The following is a 19,172-nucleotide window of genomic DNA, read 5'->3' on the forward strand; positions in this document are numbered from 1 at the left end:
GCCAAGGCACCGGGTAGCGCCTTGCACCAAAGACGGGCTCCAGGGACCGGCCGGCGAGGGCGTCCTGGCCTCTGCCATGCCGCTTGGCGAAGCCTGGCACGGCCACTGCTAAGGGTCAGGTACGCCCATCCCGAGGAATGCCTTATGAGCAACGCCGGCAACGACTATCCCCTGAGCGAAGTCCCGCCCCACGCCCGCAAGGGGCTGGCCTCCCTGGCCATGGTGCTGCTGGGCTTCACCTTCTTTACCGCCACCATGTTCGCCGGCGGCAAGCTGGGGGTGGCCTTCGGTTTCGCCGACCTGCTGTGGGTGATCGCCCTCGGCAATCTGCTGCTGGGTCTCTATGCCGCCGCCCTCGGCCATATCGCCTGTCGCAGTGGCCTCAACTCGGTGCTGATGGGGCGCTTCGCCTTTGGCGAACGCGGCAGCAAGCTGTGCGACCTGATCCTCGGCTTCACCCAGATCGGCTGGTACGCCTGGGGGACGGCCACCGCTGCCGTGGTGCTGGGCAGGTACTTCGGCCTGGAGCAGGGCGCGGTGCTGGCGCTGATGGCGGTATTCGGCCTGGGCTTCTGCGCCACCGCCTACATCGGCTACCGCGGCCTGGAGATCCTCTCCTGGATCGCCGTGCCGGCCATGGCGCTGCTGCTGATCCTGTCCATGAGCGTGACCACCGCCAAGGCCGGCGGCCTGGCCGGCCTGCTGGCGATCCAGCCCAGCGCCAGCCTGGACCTGTCCACCGCCATCACCCTGGTGTTCGGCACCTTCGTCAGCGGCGCCACCCAGGCCACCAACTGGACCCGCTTCGCCCGTTCCACCCGGGTGGCGGTGCTGGCCAGCCTGATCGGCTTCTTCATCGGCAACGGCCTGATGGTGCTGATCGGCGCCTATGGCGCCATCGTCTACCAGCAGCCGGACGTGGTGGAGGTGCTTATGCTGCAGGGCTTCGCCACCGCCGCCCTGGCCATGCTGCTGCTCAACATCTGGAGCACCCAGGACAACACCATCTACAACTTCGCCGTGGCCGGCTGCAACCTGGTGCGTACCAGCCGCCGCAAGACGGTGACCCTGGCCGGCGCCCTGATCGGTACCGCCCTGGCCGTGCTGGGCATGTACGACCTGCTGGTGCCCTATCTGGTACTGCTCGGCACGGTGATCCCGCCCATCGGCGGGGTGATCGTCGCCGACTTCTGGCTGCGCCATCGCGGGCGCTATCCGCTGCTCGCCGAGGCCCGCCTGCCGCACTACAACTGGCCGGGGCTGGCGGCCTACGGCCTGGGCACCATCGCCGCCTTCGGTTCGCCCTGGGTGGCGCCCCTGGTGGGCATCGGGGTGGCGGCGCTCGGCTATGGCGTGTTCAATGGCCTGAGTCGCGGTCGTCGTGCCGCCGCCCCCGCTTCGCTCTAGGAGATCGACCATGCGCATCCTCAACGCCCGCCTGCGTGACCGCGAAGGCCTGTATGACATCCGCCTCGAAGGCGGACGCATCGCCGCCATCGCCGAGCAGCTCATGCCGCCTGCGGTAGGGCCGGACGACATCGACGCCGCTGGCAACCTGGTGGTGCCGCCCTTCGTCGAGCCGCACATCCACCTCGACGCCACCCTGACCGCTGGCGAGCCGCGCTGGAACATGAGCGGCACCCTGTTCGAGGGCATCGAGTGCTGGGGCGAGCGCAAGGCCACCATCACCCAGGAAGACACCAAGACCCGCGCCACGCGCACCATCCGCGCCCTGGCCGCCCATGGCATCCAGCACGTGCGCACCCACGTCGACGTCACCGATCCCTCGCTGGCCGCACTCAAGGCCATGCTGGAGGTGCGCGAGGAGACCGCCCACCTGATCGACCTGCAGATCGTCGCCTTTCCCCAGGAGGGCATCGAGTCCTTCAAGAACGGGCGCGAGTTGATGGAGGAATCCATTCGCCTGGGCGCGGATGTGGTCGGCGGCATCCCGCACTTCGAATACACCCGCGACCAGGGCGTGAGCTCGGTGAAATTCCTCATGGACCTGGCTGAGCGCACCGGCTGCCTGGTGGACGTCCATTGCGACGAGACCGATGATCCCCATTCGCGCTTTCTCGAGGTGCTGGCCGAAGAGGCGCGCAGCCGCGGCATGGGTTCGCGGGTCACCGCCAGCCACACCACCGCCATGGGCTCCTACGACAACGCTTACTGCGCCAAGCTGTTCCGCCTGCTGACCCACGCCGGCATCAACTTCATCTCCTGCCCGACCGAGAGCATCCATCTGCAGGGCCGCTTCGACACCTTTCCCAAGCGCCGCGGCGTGACTCGGGTCAACGAGTTGCTGGAGGCCGGCCTCAACGTCTGCTTCGCCCAGGATTCCATCGTCGATCCCTGGTATCCGCTGGGCAACGGCAACATCCTGCGCGTGCTGGAAGCGGGGCTGCACATCTGCCACATGCTCGGCTATCGCAACCTGCAATCGGCGCTGGATCTGGTCACGGTCAACAGCGCCAAGGCCCTGTGCCTGGGCGATCGCTACGGCCTGGAGGAGGGGCGGCCGGCCAACCTGCTGGTGCTCTCCGCCGACAGCGACTACGAGATGGTCCGCAGCCAGGGCCTGCCGCTGTACTCCATCCGTAACGGCAAGGTGCTGATGCAGCGCCGACCGGCACAGGTGGAACTGGCGGATCGGTAACGGGTGGCGGTCAGCCGATGCGGACAGGCTTGTGCCGGTCGCCTGCGATTTTCAGGGCTGGCGAAGATCTGATTATCACTCGGACAACCCCCTCTCCCTCTGGGAGAGGGCTGGGGTGAGGGCGCCCCATGCCGAAGTCCCCGGTGGAAAAGGCTGCGCCGTTTTCCACGCTACGGCGCTACGACACTGATANCCATTCGGACAACCCCCTCTCCCTCTGGGAGAGGGCTGGGGTGAGGGCGCGCCTCATGCCGCAGTCCCCGGTGGAAAAGGCTGCGCCGTTTTCCACGCTACGACGCTGATCCTTGGTCGAAAATCCCCCTCTCCCTTTGGGAGAGGGTTGGGGTGAGGGCGCGCCCCATGCCGACGTCCCCGGTGGAAAAGGCTGTGCCGTTTTCCACGCTACGGCGTTGATCGCGGCCATGGGGCGCTCCTGCAGGGGAATCGGAATCCGTAGGAGCGGCCCATGGCCGCGATCGGCGTCCCCCGGCAACAGCGGATCGCCATAACCGCAACCAACATTACCCATGTCGCGTCCCATCGCGTCGGGCTTCGCAGGCGCTCAACCCAACCTACGCCGACCGGACTACCGCCCACTCTCGGCGAAATCCCGCAGCGCTGCGCCGTCCAGGCGATAGCGCACCCATTCGCTCTGGGCCTGGGCGCCCAGGCTTTCGTAGAAGTCGATGGCCGGGGTGTTCCAGTCCAGCACGCTCCACTCCAGGCGGCCGCAGTCGTTGGCCACCGCTTCCCGGGCCAGTTCGCGCAGCAGGCCCTTGCCCAGGCCAGTGCCGCGGGCGCTGGGGCTCACATAGAGGTCTTCCAGGTAGATGCCGTTGCGGCCCAGCCAGGTGGAATAGCTGTAGAAATACACGGCATAGCCCACCACCACGCCGTCGTGCTCGGCAACCAGCGCCCGGGTCGGGGTGTCGGCGGCGAACAGCGTCGCCTCGATCTGGGCCGGGCTGGCCAGCACCTCGTGGACGGCCTTTTCATAGTCGGCCAGTTCGACGATCAGTTCGTGAATGCGGGTGGCGTCTTCGCGGCGGGCGGGGCGGATCTGGGAGGTCATGGGGTCCTTGGCTAGGTCGCGGGGCGGCGGCGACCTCAGGAGGGCACCACGGCCCGATTGGCGGACCCGGACAGCATGGCGGCGACCTGCGCGGCCAACTGGTCCAGGGTGAAGGGCTTGGTCATCAGCTCCATGTTACCACCCAGGAAGGAGGTCCTACTGAGGGCGCCCTCGGCGTAGCCGGTGAGGAACAGCACCGGCAGCCGCGGCCTGAGCTGCTGGATGACCTCCGCCAGCTGGCGACCATTGAGGCCCGGCAGACCGACGTCGGTCACCAGCAGGTCCAGCTGCGGGATCTGATCCAGAAGACGCAGCGCGGCCTTGCCCTCGGCCGCGCTCCAGACCCGATAGCCCAAGGCTTGCAGCGCCTCCTGATTGACCAGCCGTACCGCATCGTCGTCTTCCACCAGGAGGATGGTCTGGCCGGCGCCCTGGACGAGCTCCGCCGGCTCGGCGCGCTGCGGCTCGCGGCGCTGTTCCGCCGTGGGCAGATAGACGCACACCCGGGTTCCGCTGGCGTCACTGGCGAGGGTCAGGCGGCCATTGCTCTGCCGGGCGAAGCCATAGACCATCGACAGCCCCAGACCGGTGCCCTGGCCCTGGGGCTTGGTGGTGAAGAAGGGCTCGAGCACCTTGTCCAGCAGGCGCTCCGGAATGCCGGTTCCGCTGTCCCGCACCTCGATACAGACATAGTCTCCTGGAGGCAGTGCCTCGTCTTCGGCCGCCGGCTCGGTGACCGTCACCGGATAGGTCGCCAGGGTGACGACGCCGCCATCCGGCATGGCATCGCGGGCATTGATCACCAGGTTGAGGAGGGCATTCTCCAGCTGGTTGGCGTCGGCCAGGATCCAGGGCGCCGTCGGGTCCAGTTCCAGCGTCACCGAGATCTGCTCGCTCACGGTGCCCTGCAGCAGATCCTGCAGCGCCAGGATCAGGTCGTTGGCCGACATCGGGCGCGATTCCAGCGATTGCCGGCGCGAGAAGGCCAGCAACCGCTGGGTGAGCGCCGCCGCCCGATGCGCCGAGTGCTGCGCCGCCTCCATGTAGCGCTCCAGGCCGGCAAGTTGCCCCTTGTTCTTGATCTTCATCAGGTCCAGGGCGCCCAGCACCCCGGTCAGCATGTTGTTGAAGTCATGGGCGATGCCGCCGGTGAGCTGGCCGACCGCTTCCATCTTCAGTGACTGACGCAGCTGCTCTTCGGCGCGACTGCGTTCGGCGGTTTCCCGCTGCAATTCGCTAAGGGTAAGCGCCAGGGTACGGGTGCGCTCCTCGACCTGGACTTCCAGTTCTTCGTTGAAGCGGCGCAAGGCCAGTTCCGCGCGTTTCTCCTCGCTGATGTCGGCGATCACCGTGGTCGCGCCGATGATCTGCTGGCCGGCGTCGTGAAGCGGCACCGCGCTCACCCGCAGCCAGGATTCCTCGCCGGTGGCACTGGTGTGATAGAAGTCCTGCCCCTTGACCCGCTCGCCACCCAGCGCCCGAGCGCCCGGGAAACGTTCGGGCGGCAGCAGCCGGCCATTGCTGTCGAGCGCGGTCCAGCGCGCCACTTCCTGCGGTTGCTGGGACGGAATGCGCTGACCCGGCACGTACTGCTCATAGAAGGGATTGCTGACCAGGGTGCGGCCCTGGGCATCCATGAAGCACACCCCCACCGGCAGGTTCTCCAGCAGCGTCTGCAGGCGTTCGCGCTCCTGGGCGAGTTCGGCGAGACGGTCGCGCATCTCGAACTGGCGCAGTCGCGACCGCCAGGCGGCGGCCACGCTGCTCAGCAGGGAGGCCCCACTCAGGGGCCGCTCCAGGATGACCAGATTGGTGGCGGCCGCGGGCAGCTGACGACGCAGGAGATCGTTGCCGCGGCCCGAGCGTTTGGAGTCGGAAGCCAGCAGCACCAGCGGGATGTCCGACCAGGTCGGCTGGCGCTCCAAGGCCTGCGCCAGAGCGTTCAGCTCCTGGCGCAGAGCCTCCTCGGTAAACACGATGATGCCCGTCTCGTCGCCCAGCGCGGCTGCAACCTCGTTGAGCGTGGACAGGTAGCGCGTGTGATAGCCCTGGGTGAAGAGTCGCTGCAGGCTGGCGGCATCGCCCCGGAGCGGGGCACAGATGATCAGCTCGCAGGAAGACGTCTTGGTCTCGGTCAATCGCGCTCTTCCATCAGGGGTTGCTTGGCACCGAAGTACTCCGGGGTGCCGGTCAGCACGCCGCGGAAGTCCACCAGGGGCTGACCCACCCGGATGCCCCGGGTATCGATGCGCAATTCCCGAATCGCGTCCTCGTGGCCGCCACCGCGGTGCTTGAGGATGGAAATGGCCTTGCGCAGTCGGCCCTGGGCCTCGAAGAAACGGATCAGCACCACGGTATCGGCGATGTAGGAGATGTCGAGGCTGGAGGTCATCGTCCCGACCAGACCGTGCTGGGGATTGATGAGAAAGGTCACCACCCCGGACTGACTCAGGTAGGAAAGCAACTCGTGCATCTGCAGGATCAGGTGTTGCTCCTGGGGCATGGCGGCGAGGTAGCCGTTGAGGCTGTCCATGACCAGCAGTCGGCAGTCGTTCTCATCGACATCCCGCCGTACGCGCCAGGCGAATTCGCCGGGAGACAGTTCGGCCGGATCGATCTGGTGGACCACCAGCAGACCCTCGTCGATATAGCGATGGAGCGGCATACCCATGCTTTCCGCGCGCTTGAGCAGGGTGCCGATACGCTCGTCGAATTCATAGACGGCGCACCTTTCGCCGCGCGCGCAGGCCGCGGTGACATATTGCAGGGCCAGGGTCGTCTTGCCGGTACCGGCCGGGCCGGTGATCAGGGTGCTGGTGCCGCGCAGGGGGCCACCATGCAGAAGCGCATCCATGTCCGCGATGTTGCTGGGCACGGGCTGGCCCACGAATTCCTGGTAGTGCCCCGCGGCGGTCATGCGCGGATAGATCTCCAGGCCGCCGCGGCGCAGGACGAAGTCGTGATAGCCGGCGATGAAGTCCACGCCACGCAACTTCTGGATCTGCAGGCGCCGGCGGGCGGCGCCGAAGTCCAGGGTCAGGCGCTCCAGGGTCAGCACCCCGTGGCAGAGGCTGTGCAGATGATTGTCGCGCTCGCCCCCACTGGCGGTCAGATCGTCCACCAGCAACACGGTCAGGCCGCGCCCGGCGAAGAATTGCTTGAGCGCGAGCACCTGGCGGCGATAGCGCAAGGGATCCTGGGCCAGCAGGCGCATCTCCGACAGGCTGTCGAACACCAGGCGGCGCGGCTGGAGTTCGTCGACGCGGGCCTGGATCAGCTCGATGGTGTCACCCAGTTCGGACTCCCAGGGATGCAGGATGGTCTGCTCCTGCGCACCGCCGAGCACGGCATCGGCGGCGGACAGTTCGAACAGGTGCACGCCGTCCAGGCTCCAGCCGTGGGACTCGGCCACGCACCGCAGCTCTTCGCTGGTCTCCGACAGGGTGATGTAGAGCACCGACTCGCCCTGGCGGACGCCTTCGAAGAGAAACTGCAAGCCCAGGGTCGTCTTGCCCGAACCTGGGGTGCCCTCCAGCAGGTAGAGCCGATCCTTGGGTAGACCGCCGCGCAGGACCTGATCCAGGCCGGCATTGCCTGTCGCGATAATGGACGCGCTAGAAGAATTCATGGATGGCCAAACCTCGCGGCGTCGGAAACGAAGAGCACGGAAAACATGCGGCGCAGACGGCTGCTGGAGCAGAGGCGCCGTGCGTTACGCTGAGGTGAAGGGAGCGATGGAGCTGCGTTGGAACCATGCAGCGGAAAAAACGGAGGGCGCGATCCGCGCCCCGTTAATCGTCAGTCTAATCGTGTCGCTGGTCCAAGGCCACTCCGACCCATCGACACGGCCCGGCCCCGGCGCGGGTAAGAGCGCTCGCACCCTCAGGCGATCCCGTTGGGTCCGTCCAGCACCCGGCGAATCTTGCGCGCCAAGTCGTTGGGGATGTAGGGCTTGGAGATCACATCGAATTCCGAACCGCCGATGTCGGTGCGCTCCAGCGAATTCTCGGCGTAGCCGGTGGTGAGCAGTATCTTCATCGCCGGGTGCAGGCGTTTCACCTCGCGCGCCAGCATCACCCCATTCATGCCGCCCGGCATGATTAGGTCGGTGAACACCAGGTCGAACGGCTGCTCGTCTTCGCGCAGCAGGCGTAGGGCTTCGCTGGCATTGAAGGCGATCTGCGCGGTGTAGCCGTAGTCTTCCAGCACCAGCTTGGCCAGTTCCGCAACGTCCGGACGGTCTTCCACCACCAGGATGCGCTCGGTACCGCTGCGGCGCTCCGAGCGCTGCTCGGCCTGTTGCTGGGTGACATGGCTGTCATCCACCGGAAAGTAAAGGCGCAGGGTGGTGCCGACGTCTTCTTCCGAATAGATGCGCACCGTGCCGCCGGATTGCTTGGCGAAGCCATAGACCATCGACAGGCCGAGCCCCGAGCCCTTGCCTTCTTCCTTGGTGGTGAAGAAGGGATCCATCACCCGATCGCGGATGCTGGCCGGCATGCCGTGGCCGTTGTCGGTGATCGCCAGGCTGACATAGCGCCCGGGCATGAGGCCGTCGTAGGACATGTTCGCCAGCTCGCGCACCTCGACGTTGCGCGTCTCGATGCCCACGCTGGGCTGCGGGCAATCCGCCAGGGCGTCGCGGGCGTTGATCAGGATATTGAGCAGCGCCACCTCGGCCTGGGTGGGATCGATGCGGCAATTCCACAGCTCGGGGTCCAACTGAGTGCGGATTTCCACGTCGCCCAGGGTCCGCTCCGCCAGTTCATGGGAGGTGCGGATCAGGTTGTTGAGGTTGAGTACCCGGCCTTCGAGCTTCTGCTTGCGGGAAAAGGCCAGCAGCTGCTGGGTGAGGGTACTGGCGCGCTCCGCCGCCGACTTGGCGTGGGTGGCGCTGCGGACGATGCGTTCCTGGTCGAAGCTGGGCTTTTCCGCAGTGCGCTGGATGATGTCGATATAGCCCATCATCACCTGCAGCAGATTGTTGAAGTCGTGGGCGATGCCGCCGGTGAGCTGGCCTAGCGCCTCCATCTTCTGCGCCTGGCGCAGGGCGTCCTCGGCGTCGCGCCGCCGGCTGACATCCAGCTGGGACGCGAAGTAGTAGGTCAGCTCGCCCGCGTCGTTGTACACCGGCGAGACGAACAGCGCATTCCAGAAGGTCGAGCCGTCCTTGCGGTAGTTGATGATCTCCACCGAGATCTCGCGCTCCTGCTCCACCGCCTCGCGAATCTGGCCGACCACCGAACGATCCGTCTCCGGTCCCTGCAGGAAGCGGCAGTTGCGCCCCAGCAACTCGTCCACCTGGTAGCCGGTCATGTCGGTGAAGGCGTTGTTGGCGAAGATGATCGGGTTGTCCGGCTGCTTGGGATCGGTCACCAGCATCGGCATCCGCGTGGTTTCCACCGCGGCAAAGAAGATGTTCTTGCCCTCGTGCGAAACATCGCTGGTAGCGGAATTGTCGACCCGCGCCTTGCGGGAGGGGGGCTGTCGGCTCACGGAGGCGGGGTCCTTGCGCAGGCGAAAAATGGGCGTCTTGGCCCTCAGACAGCCAAGCGGCGAAAAAACTTCATCCGCGCCCCTCACGAGGCCGTCTGGCATGGTTCTTTTAAGGGCTGAAAGCCAGGCGTGGCGCGGGTTTGAAGGCAATTGGCCAGCCTACCGCTCACCTGCCTCAGGTGACCGTTAGGTAGGTTCGGGGAGAACCTCTCCCGCCTTCGCTGTCTGAGCTGCCATGAAGCCGAGAAGCCTTGAAATACAAAGACAAATTCTTGTTCTGGAAGACGATCCGGGGCAGCGCGAGCTGCTGACCGAAATCCTCACCGAGCAGGGGCTGAACGTCGTGGCAGTCGCCTCCAGCGATGAAGCGATGGCTCATATGGACACCCGCGGCAGCGATACCAAGATGGTCATCGCCGACGTCAACGTGCCGGGCATGCTGGACGGTCTGGCCTTCGCCCAGCTCGCGGCGGTGAGCTGGCCCACGGTGCCCTTCATCATCATTTCCGGCTACATCGACCAGGATCTCGCCGTCCTGCCGCGGCGCGCTGCCTTCCTGCCCAAACCCTGGAGCGTGGCCGACCTCAGCCAGTTGGTCGAGAGCCTGCTGCCGCGTCGCTAGTGTCCTGTTTCCTGAGATAGGACGGTTGGTGCGACCTACCTACCCAGCTCTTGTCATCGCTCCTTTCGTCCTCCGAATAGACACGCTCGTCGGCCTCGACCGGTCGGCACTGGCCAAATGATATGACGTCCGTCGGCATGCCCGTTTTGCAGGGAACCAAATGCGCTGAACGCTATCAATGTGCCATCTATTCCCGACTGGCAAGGAGCGCTTCATGGACGCAGTCATCACCCAGATTTCTCAGATCACCGATTGGGAATTTCTCATTGCGCTGGAGCGCAGCCTGGAAAGCCGCGGTCGCCTCGACCTGGCCGCGCGAGAAGCCCTCGAACGCCAGGGCAATCTGCTCTCGCGCCGTTACCTGATGCAGAAGGGCAAGCTCGGCAACGGCCCCTTCACCCCGGTGGAAAACGAGATCCTCGACGTCCTGGCCATGGCCACCGCCGCTCTGCGTCGCAGCCGCCGTCTGCCCCATAACATCGTCAAGACCCTGCGTGCAGGTGGTCTGATCGAAGCGGTCGAGCGCAACGTCTGCCACGCCGGCGCCCTGCAGTGCCGCACCGACTTCGAAGCCGACGGCATCCCTCGCGGCACCCTGGAGCGCATCGTCGATCGCAATCCCCAGGCCTTCGAGCTGGAAGCCCGCCGCGCCGCCGCCCGCTACATCGCTGACCAGGAACCCGCCTTCCGCGCCGCCGGTTGAGCCTTGCCCTGGCCGCCTGCGGGCGGCCAGGGCAGTTCAAGAGCAAGCTGATCGCCGTTCTGACCCCGTGCTACCGTTTCGAGCCTCCCGCCGAAACGAGCCCTGCCATGCCCCTCGCCGACAACCTGCTGGCCTTCACCCTGGCCGCGTCCCTGCTCACCCTTACTCCAGGTCTCGATACCGCCCTGATCCTGCGCACCGCCGCGGTAGAGGGCCGCGCCCAGGCCTGGCGCGCGGCCCTGGGGATCAATGCCGGCTGCCTGCTCTGGGGCGCCGCCGTGGCCTTCGGCCTGGGTGCGCTGCTGGCGGTCTCGGAGCTGGCCTATACGCTGCTCAAGTACTGCGGCGCCGCCTACCTCTGCTGGCTCGGTCTCAACCTGCTGCTGCGCCCCCGTAACGCCATCGCCCCTGCGGAAGGCGCGGGCGGCTCAGGCTCCAACTGGTTTCTCAAGGGGATGCTGGGCAACGTGCTCAATCCCAAGGTCGGCATCTTCTACGTGTCCTTCCTGCCCCAGTTTATCCCCCAGGGCCAACCCCTGATCGCCTGGACCTTCGGCCTGGTCGCCATCCACGTGGCGCTGGGCCTGCTCTGGTCCCTGACCCTGATCGGCGCCACCCGCACCCTGGGCGAGACCCTGAGCAAAGCCGCGGTGATCCGCTGGCTCGATCGGGTGACGGGCGTGGTCTTCCTGCTGTTCGCCGCCAAGCTGGCGTTGAGTCGGCGATAGAGAGGGGGGAGGGCGGCGCTCCTTGGGGCGCCAAGGCCAAACCCCAGAAACGACAAAGCCCGCGCCGGGTGGACCTTGGGGTGACCCTTGCGGAGCAGATTGGTCGAGCGACTACGTCACAATGTTCCTATGGAGTGCCTGTTTTAGAGGGTTTTATCGTTTACCTAGTAAGCCTGGCATACACAGAGGCATACAGGAGCAATGTTGGCCGAGCTATACCTACTGAGCGACCGCAATCCCTGTATGACAGGCAAACGCATGAATCCTCGAGTCGCTTTGCCGCAAGTTCCTCACCTGTACTGCGATAGCATCTGTCACGCTTTAAGTATTCCTCGCTTTAGCAGCGGCTGCTGCAATCAGCTGCGTTTTGCTGGCGGGCCAAGTCTTTATCTCTGGCACACAACCGTCCCGATCCATAGCGTTGGCTCGGCAATGGTATGCGAGTGCGATTTTTCTCTTCCCCGACATCCGTAGCTCCCAAACGCTTGAAGTCTGTCATCTAGAACGCTAGCTCAAGAATTTGCCTGCTGCACCCTCAGCTACAGTTTTGAGTAAAAAATCGTCATGGCTGGGGTTCGGCGAGCTTCTAACTGATAGCTGTTGCCCGCTGTTTCCAAGGTTTTCTTGCTCGGCTGGATTTTGGGGATACATGAAGGGATGCAAGCTGACACGATCGTGTGTGTCAGTCGAGTAGCGAATACGTCAGAGCTCGACGTCAACAGGCGCTTATGTGCGTGGTTCTAACGACGCTGCTGAGGGGCACGCATCCACGTCGGGCTTGGGGGGATCTGGCGGCAATTTAAGGCGATTGAATCTTCGGAGCTTGCTTCCGTAGCGTCACAGATGTTGCGTGAATGACATAAAAACGTGTCATACATCAATGAACAGGAATTGAGGCGACCTATTCGCTTTTGTTCTCGAGAAGTTAGCTCTCTTGATTTTTTCAAAGGCCAACGTTCTTAGGAAGTATCTGGTAGTTACGAAGGCCGCAGCTGAGTGCGGCCTTCTGTAGGTGGAGCTAAATGTCTATATCTGTGTCTACGTTAATGTCTTGCGTTGTCGCATATTCGACTCTAGTCGCAAGCTGGCTCCGCAGAGAGTTATAGATGCTAGGCTCTCCATTCGGAGCTTCAAATGTAAGTACAAAAGCAACTTCCTGTTTCTCTAGCTCGTGGTGTGAGTTGAGTCCAAACTGATACAGGTCTCGCGTGTAAATTCTTGCATGAAGTCTCATCGATCCAGGCTTTACAAATTTTGATTTGAAGCTGTTTGCGTGTCGCCGTATAGGGCTCCATTTAGCCAGTTCTTTTCGTGCATTCTCTTCTTTTGTTTTGGACTCTTGCATGGTGCCCAGAAGATTAACAATGGAATCTTTTCCATTACGTGCCTGCAGCGCAACCTGTAGTCTTGTTGCAAAGTAGTTGTCGCTTCCGAGGTCGGAAACCCTGGGCTTTATGATCGCGGTGAGTGATATTTTGCCTGTTAGGTTCCCATTGGCTAGCATTTCAGGCGGGATAGGCAAGTCATTCCAGTAGTAGGCGCTGCCGGCATTAAGCATGGATACCCAAGCTAAAGTAACAGTCCCTTCCTTGCATAGCCAAGGCAACGCTTCAGCTGTCCAAGGTGTACCCCAGCCCAGCTCATTACAATGTGCGTTTAGATCGGAATTGTTAATTAAGAGCGCCCGTACTAGGTCTGCGGTTGGAGCTTTCAGATTACTGAATGTATGTGCTGCAAGAGAGGATACAAGTGGAGCGGCATAGCTCGTCCCTTTCGCAATCACACCTCCAATTACTCTGAGCTCAGAAAACCACGATACATCGGGCTTTTTCATTCCCGCCGGCGCTGGACCCTTGAGGCTGACGTTGCAGGCAGTTGAGGGTACTCCAGCTGACGCCTGACGACCGCTTACTGTAAGAGCACTTTCGCAATCGGCAGGAGGGCAAAGCTTCGATTTGTTGGCGTTTGACACGTTGCCTATAGATATAACAGGGAGTATGCCGTATTCCCTGGCTATTTTATTGATCTCGTGTCCAAGCAGGCTGATTTCGTTTGAGTTGAAGTTTGGAAGTATCTCGTTGAAAGATAGATTCCATACTTTTGCCTCGCCTGCCGTGTCTTTTGCAAGACCTCTCAGGTAACTCAAGAATTGAGTTTGCGTGGGTTGTTTCTGAACTCCATTTTTGGCTATTGCTCTCGCTGTTAAGAACTTGCAGTGCAGTTCTGGGAGAGATAGATTGTTATTCCAGGCAAAGCCGTTACAAACAAGCGAGGTAACCTGGTTTCCATGAACTCCATTGGCGCTTGTCAAGTCTATCAGTGGAGGGGCTGCTCTATGCTCAAAAGGCGCATAGCTTAAGGCAGTTCTTCCCCCGTCGACGACCACTACAATAGGAAGGCCGTCAGGCTTAATACTAGCAATAGACGGTTCAGGGCCAGTCCCGGGATGGATCTCATTAGCCATTAGCCTCTGGATAGGCTCAATTCTGTAGGTGGTTCCGGAGGCTGCTATTGCATGAAGCGTCTTTAGTTCTTTGATCTGCGCCGAAAACGATGCATTACCATTTTTAATGTAATTCGCGAAAATTTTGACCAGCTCTGGATCTATGCTGTATTTTTGAGAGTCGGTCTCTGCAATGTCAGCAAATATTCCTGAGAATTCTTTGTGGCCTAAAGTAAAGTCTTCCGACTTGCAAATTTCATAAAGCGTATTTACTGCTGATCGTCTGCTTTCCTCATCAGTAAAGGGCAAAAGCCAGAAGCTAAACTGTTTTTCTTTTTCTTCGGTTTCTTTCCATAATTCTTCCGCGGTTTTCCCCCTCAAAGTCTCTGTTTCGGAAAATAATTCCGCGGAGTCAACGCGGGAGATATCAACGCGGTTGTTAATGGTTTTGGTCGTAATTATTTTTTTTGCTAACAATTCAAAGCTTCTAATGTCGCTTTCGACGAGATAGCCGTTGTAAGCAGGTGCTATCACACGGCTACCAGTGTCGCTCGAAAATATGTCCTTTGGCGTCCAGGTAGGGGCATGAGACTTCTCATCCATCCTTACTATCAGATGAGTCTTAAATGCATGATGTTTTATCTGGTCCCTTCTTGCTGCAAAGGAAGTAAAGCTCTCATGTAGCTTTTTTCTTTGACTATCTAGCCGAGCTTTAAGAATATCCTTTTCTCCCTTTCCACCACCTTTTATCGCCGTGGGTGACGGCTCTTGAAGGAAGGATAGGATAGGGTTCGCTATTGGTTTTCCATTACCTGCGGCCATTTATTTACTCTCTTAAGTAGCTGGATACAGTTTGTCGAGATGTGGAAAGTAATTTAGCGAGATCGACTTGGGTTACGCTAAAGTCTTTGTTGAGAAGCGTTGCGATATTCTTTTTTGATTCGGTAGATAGCTCTCCATTCTCAGGTGTTGCCGTGTTCCCTGGATGGCTATTTAGTATTGCTGCTATTGTGGCCGCTAAGTTTACGGGTGTTTTTGATAATATTGATCTGCGCCTAGCTGCTATGGCTAAGCTCTCAATATCTGCACCTGTTAAGTTTTCTGAGATTCTGGCAAGTACGGAGATTATGTTTTCGTCGCCTTTGTCTTGAAATAAGAAATGGTCCCAGAGGGCTTTTCTTGTTTCAATCGTTGGGATGTCAAATTTTATTTTGTAGGGAAAGCGTCGCCATATGGCTGGGTCCAATAGTCCCGCGTGGTTGGTTGCAGCAATCACAATGCTATGGTCATCGAGAGAGTCGAGCCCTTGGATTAGCGTGTTTACGACTCTTTTCAGTTCGCCCAGCTCATGTTTGTCGTCCCTTAGCTTGGCGACGGCGTCCACTTCATCTAGAAAAAGAATTCCATTCTTTTTTGGGAAAAAGTCAAAAATTTGTCTTATGTTTTTCGCGGTATCCCCTAAAAGCGAAGATACGACTGCATCTAGTCTAACTACATAAAGAGGTCTGTTTAGCTGGGCGGCTATGTGGCCTGCAACTAGGGACTTTCCAGTGCCTGGTGGTCCAGATAAAAGAAGGTTCAGACGTCCAGATAATCCGTGTGATACTAATTCATCAACATTGGATATATCTGTTATGAATGTATTAAAAACATTCATCGCTTGCTCATTTAGGAATAGTGGAGTAACAGGCCATTGTGCTTCCTCTAGTAGAGGCGTTCTGGACTTGGGATCCACGGGTAGGTTTTCTATATAGCCAGAACTTTGTAAGGGAACCCCTCGTTTTCTTAGCGTTGATTTAATTTTCTTTGCAAACTCTAAATCGTGCTCGCTAATAGCCTTTGCAATTCTATTACTTGCCTTTCTTACGTCCGTATAGTTCGCATCAAGCGCAGCTTCAATCAGCTCGAAAATGTCATCTTGACTGATTTGCATAAGGGTGCCTTTAACTGGTGTGAGGTAACCAGGCATAGTTATGCGTCGAGCTTGGTGTGTCAAGCTAATCAAGAAAAATGTAAAGCTGAATCGAGATTTGTGTCAACCTCGCGGTTGATTTTTGACTTTTCCATGGCTTCCATCCCTGGATTGGGTGATCCCTAGGTAGCGGGTCTGCGTAAACGACGCCGGCTGCAGGGATCCGCAGGGTTTTTCGTACGCTTCATCTACTGTCATCGGCCAGGCATAGCGCTCCTTTAGGTTTGCCGCAGGGGTGCAGAAAAACCTACACATTTAGTCCGCAGGTGTGGCGGGGGGACAACGGCGCGCGCCGGGTGCAGACCCATGCTGCGCGGCCCCTAGTAGGCTGGGGCCGGGATCAGCTTGTTGGCGTGGCTTGGGCGATCGCCTGAGGCCTTTCGCCGGCCAGGAGGAGCGGGGTGATGCGCTTTGAGCATGCCTGCCAACTCTCCGTCGCGATCAACTGTACTGCGCGTGGATGCGGGGGGCTCATAGTGAATGGCGAGAGGTCAGCTGTGGCAATGCTGCCGCTTGGATTGGCCATGTCGATAGGGTTGGCGCTGATGATCAAGCTGCGTTGCGTTGACTTGCTCACGTCACCCCGCGCATCGTTGGCTTATGGGACTGGTTTGAATAAAGCCTTCCAAGGAACTGGATCACTCGATAGGAGCAGGGATGGGAGCTTTCACTCCGGCTGGAGAAACGCGTGTAGCAGTGCTCGTAGATTGCGACAACGTATCGCCCGAGATTCTGGAACACGCATTGCGCGTTGTGGCCCAGTTTGGACGTGTGGTTGTGAGAAGGGGGTATGGCAATCACGGCACCTTGGCCAACAAGTGGCAGGAGGCCTTGGTCCGATTGGCCTTTACGCCATGCCTGCAGTACCAATATGCAGCTGGCAAGAATACCTCGGATATCGCCTTGGCTCTCGAGGCAATGGAGGCGCTCTTCGATCACCGTGCGGATACGTTCTGCCTGGTGACCAGCGACTCCGATTTTGCCTACCTGTGCCGCAAGCTCAGAGAGCGCGGCGCTACCGTCTGCATAGTCGGTGAACCCAAGACGCCCGACGCACTACGCAATGCCAGCGACCAGTTCTTCGAGTGGCGCCGCGAGGAGCACTTAAAGGAACCCGCTGCGGAGCATGCCGACAAGCCGGTGGCCAAAACTGAAACAAGCTCCAAGCAGGAAATCCCTAAGCCCGAGGCCATCAAGCCAGTCGTCAAACGGCGACCAAGGTTTGTGGTGGACGCCGTGTCTCTGCTGGCAGGCGGAACCAGCGAAGGCAAGGTCACCCTGAGCGCCCTTGGGCAGTACCTCAAGCGTACCGATCCTGCCTTCTCACCAAACGCTTACGGTCATTCCGGTCTGCTCGACATGATCCGAACCTACGACCTGTTGCACCTGATCCAGGAGAGTGGTGGGCACTGGACGGTTGGGCTTGCAGCCAAGGAAGAGGAGTCGGCTGAGCACGCGGCGCACGTTTGAAAAGGGGCGGGTCAGGCCTGTGCAAGATCCGCTCGAATGGATCCGCTGTGGCCGACTCGACGGTAGGGCTACTCGGTCTACCTGAGTGCCAGGACAGGCTCTGGGTGTCTTGTGAGCAGCTCGTGTCTCTAGCGAGAGCGAACCTGCCCAGCCAAAGCAGATAGCCAAACCCCAGAAACGACAAAGCCCGCACTAGGCGGGCCTTGGGGTGATCCTTGCGGATCAAATTGGTCGGAGCGACTGGATTCGAACCAGCGACCTTCTCGTCCCGAACGAGACGCGCTACCAAACTGCGCTACGCTCCGTGATGGATGGCGCGCATTCTACCTAAAACTCATGCAAGCACAAGGGGTTAGGTAAAAAAATCGCGCCGGGCAGGAATCAGAGCTCCTTGATGGTGCGAACCTGGTCCTTGTTGATGCGGGTTGGCTTGCCGTCGAGCTGCTTGAAGGTATAGAAGCCCGAGTCGTCATCGTACTTCGGCGTGTCGGTGGCCTGGATCTCGCGGCCATCGTTGAGGGTGATGACGCTGGGCGTGGAGCAGCCGGCAAGCAGGGCGCTGGCAGCGACCAGCAGGGCGGCGGGGAGCAGGTGCTTGTTCATGTGACGGTCTCCTTTCTTGGCAACCAAGCGGGCTTAGGACCGCGGGTGCAGGGCCGAGTTCGTCCGGGAACCGGTGGGTCACGCCGTCTGGCCTAGTGGATCGCCGCGTTCAGACCGCGCTTTCCAGCGCCGCGGGGTCGTTGAAGTTGGCCAGGCGAATATCGTCTTCAGTGAAGTCCACGGCGGTCAGGCCAAGGGGCAGCAGGGCGCCACGCGGACTGCGCTCGCCATCCGCCCAGGCCTGGCGCAAGGCCGGCAACAGGCGCCGGGGCAGGGCGCTGAACAGCGGTTGCCAGAAGCCACTCTGGCGCGCCATCACCGGGCCCGCGCTCGCCTGGGCCGCCGCGAGCAGTTGCAGGGCGAGGGCGGCATCGATGCGCGGCGCATCGCAGGGCAGCAGCAGCACCCAGTCATGCCGCGCCACGGCGAGGCCGGCGAGGATGCCGGCCAGCGGGCCGGGAAAGTCCGGTTGGTCATCGGCCACCAGCTGGTCGGCCCACTGGGCATAGCGCGGCGCATTGCGGTTGCAGGAGATTACCAGGTCATCGGTCAGTGGCCTTACCGCGGCCTGCACCTGGGCCACCAGGGGTTGGCCGCGCCATTCCACCAGTCCCTTGTCGCGTCCGCCCATGCGCTGGCCGCGACCGCCGGCGAGGATCAGGATGGAAGCGGGCAGAAGGGACATGCAGCTGACCTCGGGCTTTCGGACGTGGGGAGCGGGCGTTCATCCTAGCCCGGTTTCGCCGCTGACAGTCGGCGGGAGCGGGGTTTGTCCGGGCGCAACGGCTGGGCTAGACTCGGGCGCGCCCCGTGCAAAGGGGCGTGCTAGACACCTTTGATCCTTGCCGTGCGGTGGCGGGGAGTCCCTGCCCAGAAGGAGTTTGGAAACGATGAAGACGATGTTGCTCCCTGCGTTGGCTCTGGCCGCCTTGCCCGCCTTTGGCGCGGGCGGTGGTGAGCCTCCCTCGGTCAAGGTCACCTTTGGCCAGCCGACCATTCGCCAGAAGCTGTTCTACGAAAAGCTCTACGAGAAGAAGCCCTATCCCGACGCCACCCTCTATTACTACAGCAACGGCGTCTACAAGATCATCTCGCCCGGCGAGGAGCACTACGGCGTCTATGTGGTGCACGGCAAGCTGACCGACGACCAGTATCAGGTGGATTTCATCTCCCTGCCGTCCGCGGACTGGGGTGGCAAAACGGCCCGGCATTTTCTCAAGTTCGATCGGAAGGCCGGCACCTTCACCCAGCAGGCAACCTGGGAGGAAGACCCGAACATCGCGCCCCAGTACGGCCGCTTCAGCCAGGATGCCAACGACATCGCCGATCCGCGTCCCATCAAATGGGAGACCCATGCCGAAGGCGAACAACGCCAGCGCTAGGCGTGGCCAGGCGCCCTCTCGG

15 protein-coding genes and 1 tRNA gene are annotated in these 19,172 nt (G+C 61.1%); 7 read left to right on the forward strand and 9 right to left on the reverse strand.

What is annotated here, in order from left to right; translation table 11 throughout:
- The first annotated feature begins 144 nt into the window (after positions 1–144).
- Positions 145–1,407, forward strand: a complete 1,263-nt coding sequence (codB, locus tag PSK12I2_RS0105145) for a cytosine permease (protein WP_027597565.1) — start codon at positions 145–147, stop codon at positions 1,405–1,407.
- A 10-nt stretch (positions 1,408–1,417) separates the two neighbouring features.
- The gene (gene codA / locus PSK12I2_RS0105150; protein ID WP_027597566.1) at positions 1,418–2,659 is read left to right on the forward strand and encodes a cytosine deaminase; all 1,242 of its coding nucleotides are present in this window, start codon (positions 1,418–1,420) and stop codon (positions 2,657–2,659) included.
- 586 nt (positions 2,660–3,245) lie between these two features.
- Here the strand turns inward: codA and PSK12I2_RS0105155 are convergent.
- The 4 genes from PSK12I2_RS0105155 to PSK12I2_RS0105170 form a co-directional block, all read right to left on the reverse strand.
- Positions 3,246–3,731 (reverse strand): GNAT family N-acetyltransferase, encoded by a 486-nt coding sequence (locus PSK12I2_RS0105155; RefSeq protein WP_027597567.1) that lies wholly within the window; start codon positions 3,729–3,731, stop codon positions 3,246–3,248.
- A 35-nt stretch (positions 3,732–3,766) separates the two neighbouring features.
- The gene (locus tag PSK12I2_RS0105160; protein WP_027597568.1) at positions 3,767–5,869 is read right to left on the reverse strand and encodes an ATP-binding protein; all 2,103 of its coding nucleotides are present in this window, start codon (positions 5,867–5,869) and stop codon (positions 3,767–3,769) included.
- On the reverse strand, positions 5,866–7,359 hold the full coding sequence (locus tag PSK12I2_RS0105165) for an ATPase domain-containing protein (RefSeq protein WP_027597569.1): 1,494 nt from the start codon (positions 7,357–7,359) through the stop codon (positions 5,866–5,868). The genes PSK12I2_RS0105160 and PSK12I2_RS0105165 overlap by 4 nt, the downstream gene beginning before the upstream one ends.
- A 254-nt stretch (positions 7,360–7,613) precedes the next feature.
- The gene (locus PSK12I2_RS0105170; RefSeq protein ID WP_007162860.1) at positions 7,614–9,227 is read right to left on the reverse strand and encodes a histidine kinase famiy protein; all 1,614 of its coding nucleotides are present in this window, start codon (positions 9,225–9,227) and stop codon (positions 7,614–7,616) included.
- Between the two features lie 235 nt (positions 9,228–9,462).
- On the opposite strand from PSK12I2_RS0105170, the gene PSK12I2_RS24505 reads away from it, so the two are divergent.
- The 3 genes from PSK12I2_RS24505 (at position 9,463) to PSK12I2_RS0105185 (ending at position 11,280) form a co-directional block, all read left to right on the forward strand.
- Positions 9,463–9,849 carry a response regulator gene (locus tag PSK12I2_RS24505; protein ID WP_052504098.1) on the forward strand — a complete coding sequence of 129 codons (387 nt, stop codon included), beginning with the start codon at positions 9,463–9,465 and terminating at the stop codon, positions 9,847–9,849.
- 214 nt (positions 9,850–10,063) lie between these two features.
- Positions 10,064–10,552, forward strand: coding sequence for a hypothetical protein (locus PSK12I2_RS0105180; RefSeq protein ID WP_027597570.1), 489 nt, complete (start codon positions 10,064–10,066; stop codon positions 10,550–10,552).
- Positions 10,553–10,659: 107 nt separating this feature from the next.
- Positions 10,660–11,280 (forward strand): LysE family translocator, encoded by a 621-nt coding sequence (locus PSK12I2_RS0105185; protein ID WP_027597571.1) that lies wholly within the window; start codon positions 10,660–10,662, stop codon positions 11,278–11,280.
- A 1,018-nt stretch (positions 11,281–12,298) separates the two neighbouring features.
- Here PSK12I2_RS0105185 and PSK12I2_RS23705 read toward each other — a convergent pair.
- Entirely contained in the window at positions 12,299–14,545 is a 2,247-nt protein-coding gene (locus tag PSK12I2_RS23705; RefSeq protein WP_037007536.1) for a S8 family serine peptidase, read from the reverse strand.
- A 4-nt stretch (positions 14,546–14,549) separates the two neighbouring features.
- Positions 14,550–15,656, reverse strand: a complete 1,107-nt coding sequence (locus tag PSK12I2_RS23710; RefSeq protein ID WP_037007538.1) for an AAA family ATPase — start codon at positions 15,654–15,656, stop codon at positions 14,550–14,552.
- A 696-nt stretch (positions 15,657–16,352) separates the two neighbouring features.
- On the opposite strand from PSK12I2_RS23710, the gene PSK12I2_RS0105190 reads away from it, so the two are divergent.
- Complete coding sequence (locus PSK12I2_RS0105190; RefSeq protein ID WP_027597572.1) at positions 16,353–17,165, forward strand: NYN domain-containing protein; 813 nt, start codon at positions 16,353–16,355, stop codon at positions 17,163–17,165.
- A gap of 228 nt (positions 17,166–17,393) precedes the next feature.
- On the opposite strand, the gene PSK12I2_RS0105195 is transcribed toward PSK12I2_RS0105190, so the two are convergent.
- The 3 genes from PSK12I2_RS0105195 to mobA form a co-directional block, all read right to left on the reverse strand.
- Positions 17,394–17,470 (reverse strand) — tRNA-Pro (locus tag PSK12I2_RS0105195).
- Between the two features lie 76 nt (positions 17,471–17,546).
- Positions 17,547–17,768 carry a YgdI/YgdR family lipoprotein gene (locus tag PSK12I2_RS0105200; RefSeq protein WP_007162865.1) on the reverse strand — a complete coding sequence of 74 codons (222 nt, stop codon included), beginning with the start codon at positions 17,766–17,768 and terminating at the stop codon, positions 17,547–17,549.
- A 109-nt stretch (positions 17,769–17,877) separates the two neighbouring features.
- Complete coding sequence (gene mobA / locus PSK12I2_RS0105205; RefSeq protein ID WP_027597573.1) at positions 17,878–18,453, reverse strand: molybdenum cofactor guanylyltransferase MobA; 576 nt, start codon at positions 18,451–18,453, stop codon at positions 17,878–17,880.
- Between the two features lie 205 nt (positions 18,454–18,658).
- On the opposite strand from mobA, the gene PSK12I2_RS0105210 reads away from it, so the two are divergent.
- Complete coding sequence (locus PSK12I2_RS0105210; RefSeq protein WP_027597574.1) at positions 18,659–19,150, forward strand: hypothetical protein; 492 nt, start codon at positions 18,659–18,661, stop codon at positions 19,148–19,150.
- Positions 19,151–19,172: the final 22 nt, after the last annotated feature.

The organism is Pseudomonas sp. MOIL14HWK12:I2 (assembly GCF_000510745.1).
Classification (GTDB): domain Bacteria; phylum Pseudomonadota; class Gammaproteobacteria; order Pseudomonadales; family Pseudomonadaceae; genus Chryseomonas; species Chryseomonas oryzihabitans.

What these genes read in the sequence shown, in the direction of transcription:
- PSK12I2_RS23705 (WP_037007536.1), bottom strand. Translation starts at nt 14,545, where the DNA reads ATGGCCGCAGGTAATGGAAAACCAATAGCGAACCCTATCCTATCCTTC.
- PSK12I2_RS0105200 (WP_007162865.1), bottom strand. Translation starts at nt 17,768, where the DNA reads ATGAACAAGCACCTGCTCCCCGCCGCCCTGCTGGTCGCTGCCAGCGCC.
- PSK12I2_RS0105210 (WP_027597574.1), top strand. Translation starts at nt 18,659, where the DNA reads ATGAAGACGATGTTGCTCCCTGCGTTGGCTCTGGCCGCCTTGCCCGCC.
- PSK12I2_RS0105190 (WP_027597572.1), top strand. Translation starts at nt 16,353, where the DNA reads ATGGGAGCTTTCACTCCGGCTGGAGAAACGCGTGTAGCAGTGCTCGTA.
- codA (WP_027597566.1), top strand. Translation starts at nt 1,418, where the DNA reads ATGCGCATCCTCAACGCCCGCCTGCGTGACCGCGAAGGCCTGTATGAC.
- PSK12I2_RS0105180 (WP_027597570.1), top strand. Translation starts at nt 10,064, where the DNA reads ATGGACGCAGTCATCACCCAGATTTCTCAGATCACCGATTGGGAATTT.
- PSK12I2_RS23710 (WP_037007538.1), bottom strand. Translation starts at nt 15,656, where the DNA reads ATGCAAATCAGTCAAGATGACATTTTCGAGCTGATTGAAGCTGCGCTT.
- PSK12I2_RS0105185 (WP_027597571.1), top strand. Translation starts at nt 10,660, where the DNA reads ATGCCCCTCGCCGACAACCTGCTGGCCTTCACCCTGGCCGCGTCCCTG.
- codB (WP_027597565.1), top strand. Translation starts at nt 145, where the DNA reads ATGAGCAACGCCGGCAACGACTATCCCCTGAGCGAAGTCCCGCCCCAC.
- PSK12I2_RS0105165 (WP_027597569.1), bottom strand. Translation starts at nt 7,359, where the DNA reads ATGAATTCTTCTAGCGCGTCCATTATCGCGACAGGCAATGCCGGCCTG.
- PSK12I2_RS24505 (WP_052504098.1), top strand. Translation starts at nt 9,463, where the DNA reads ATGAAGCCGAGAAGCCTTGAAATACAAAGACAAATTCTTGTTCTGGAA.
- PSK12I2_RS0105155 (WP_027597567.1), bottom strand. Translation starts at nt 3,731, where the DNA reads ATGACCTCCCAGATCCGCCCCGCCCGCCGCGAAGACGCCACCCGCATT.
- mobA (WP_027597573.1), bottom strand. Translation starts at nt 18,453, where the DNA reads ATGTCCCTTCTGCCCGCTTCCATCCTGATCCTCGCCGGCGGTCGCGGC.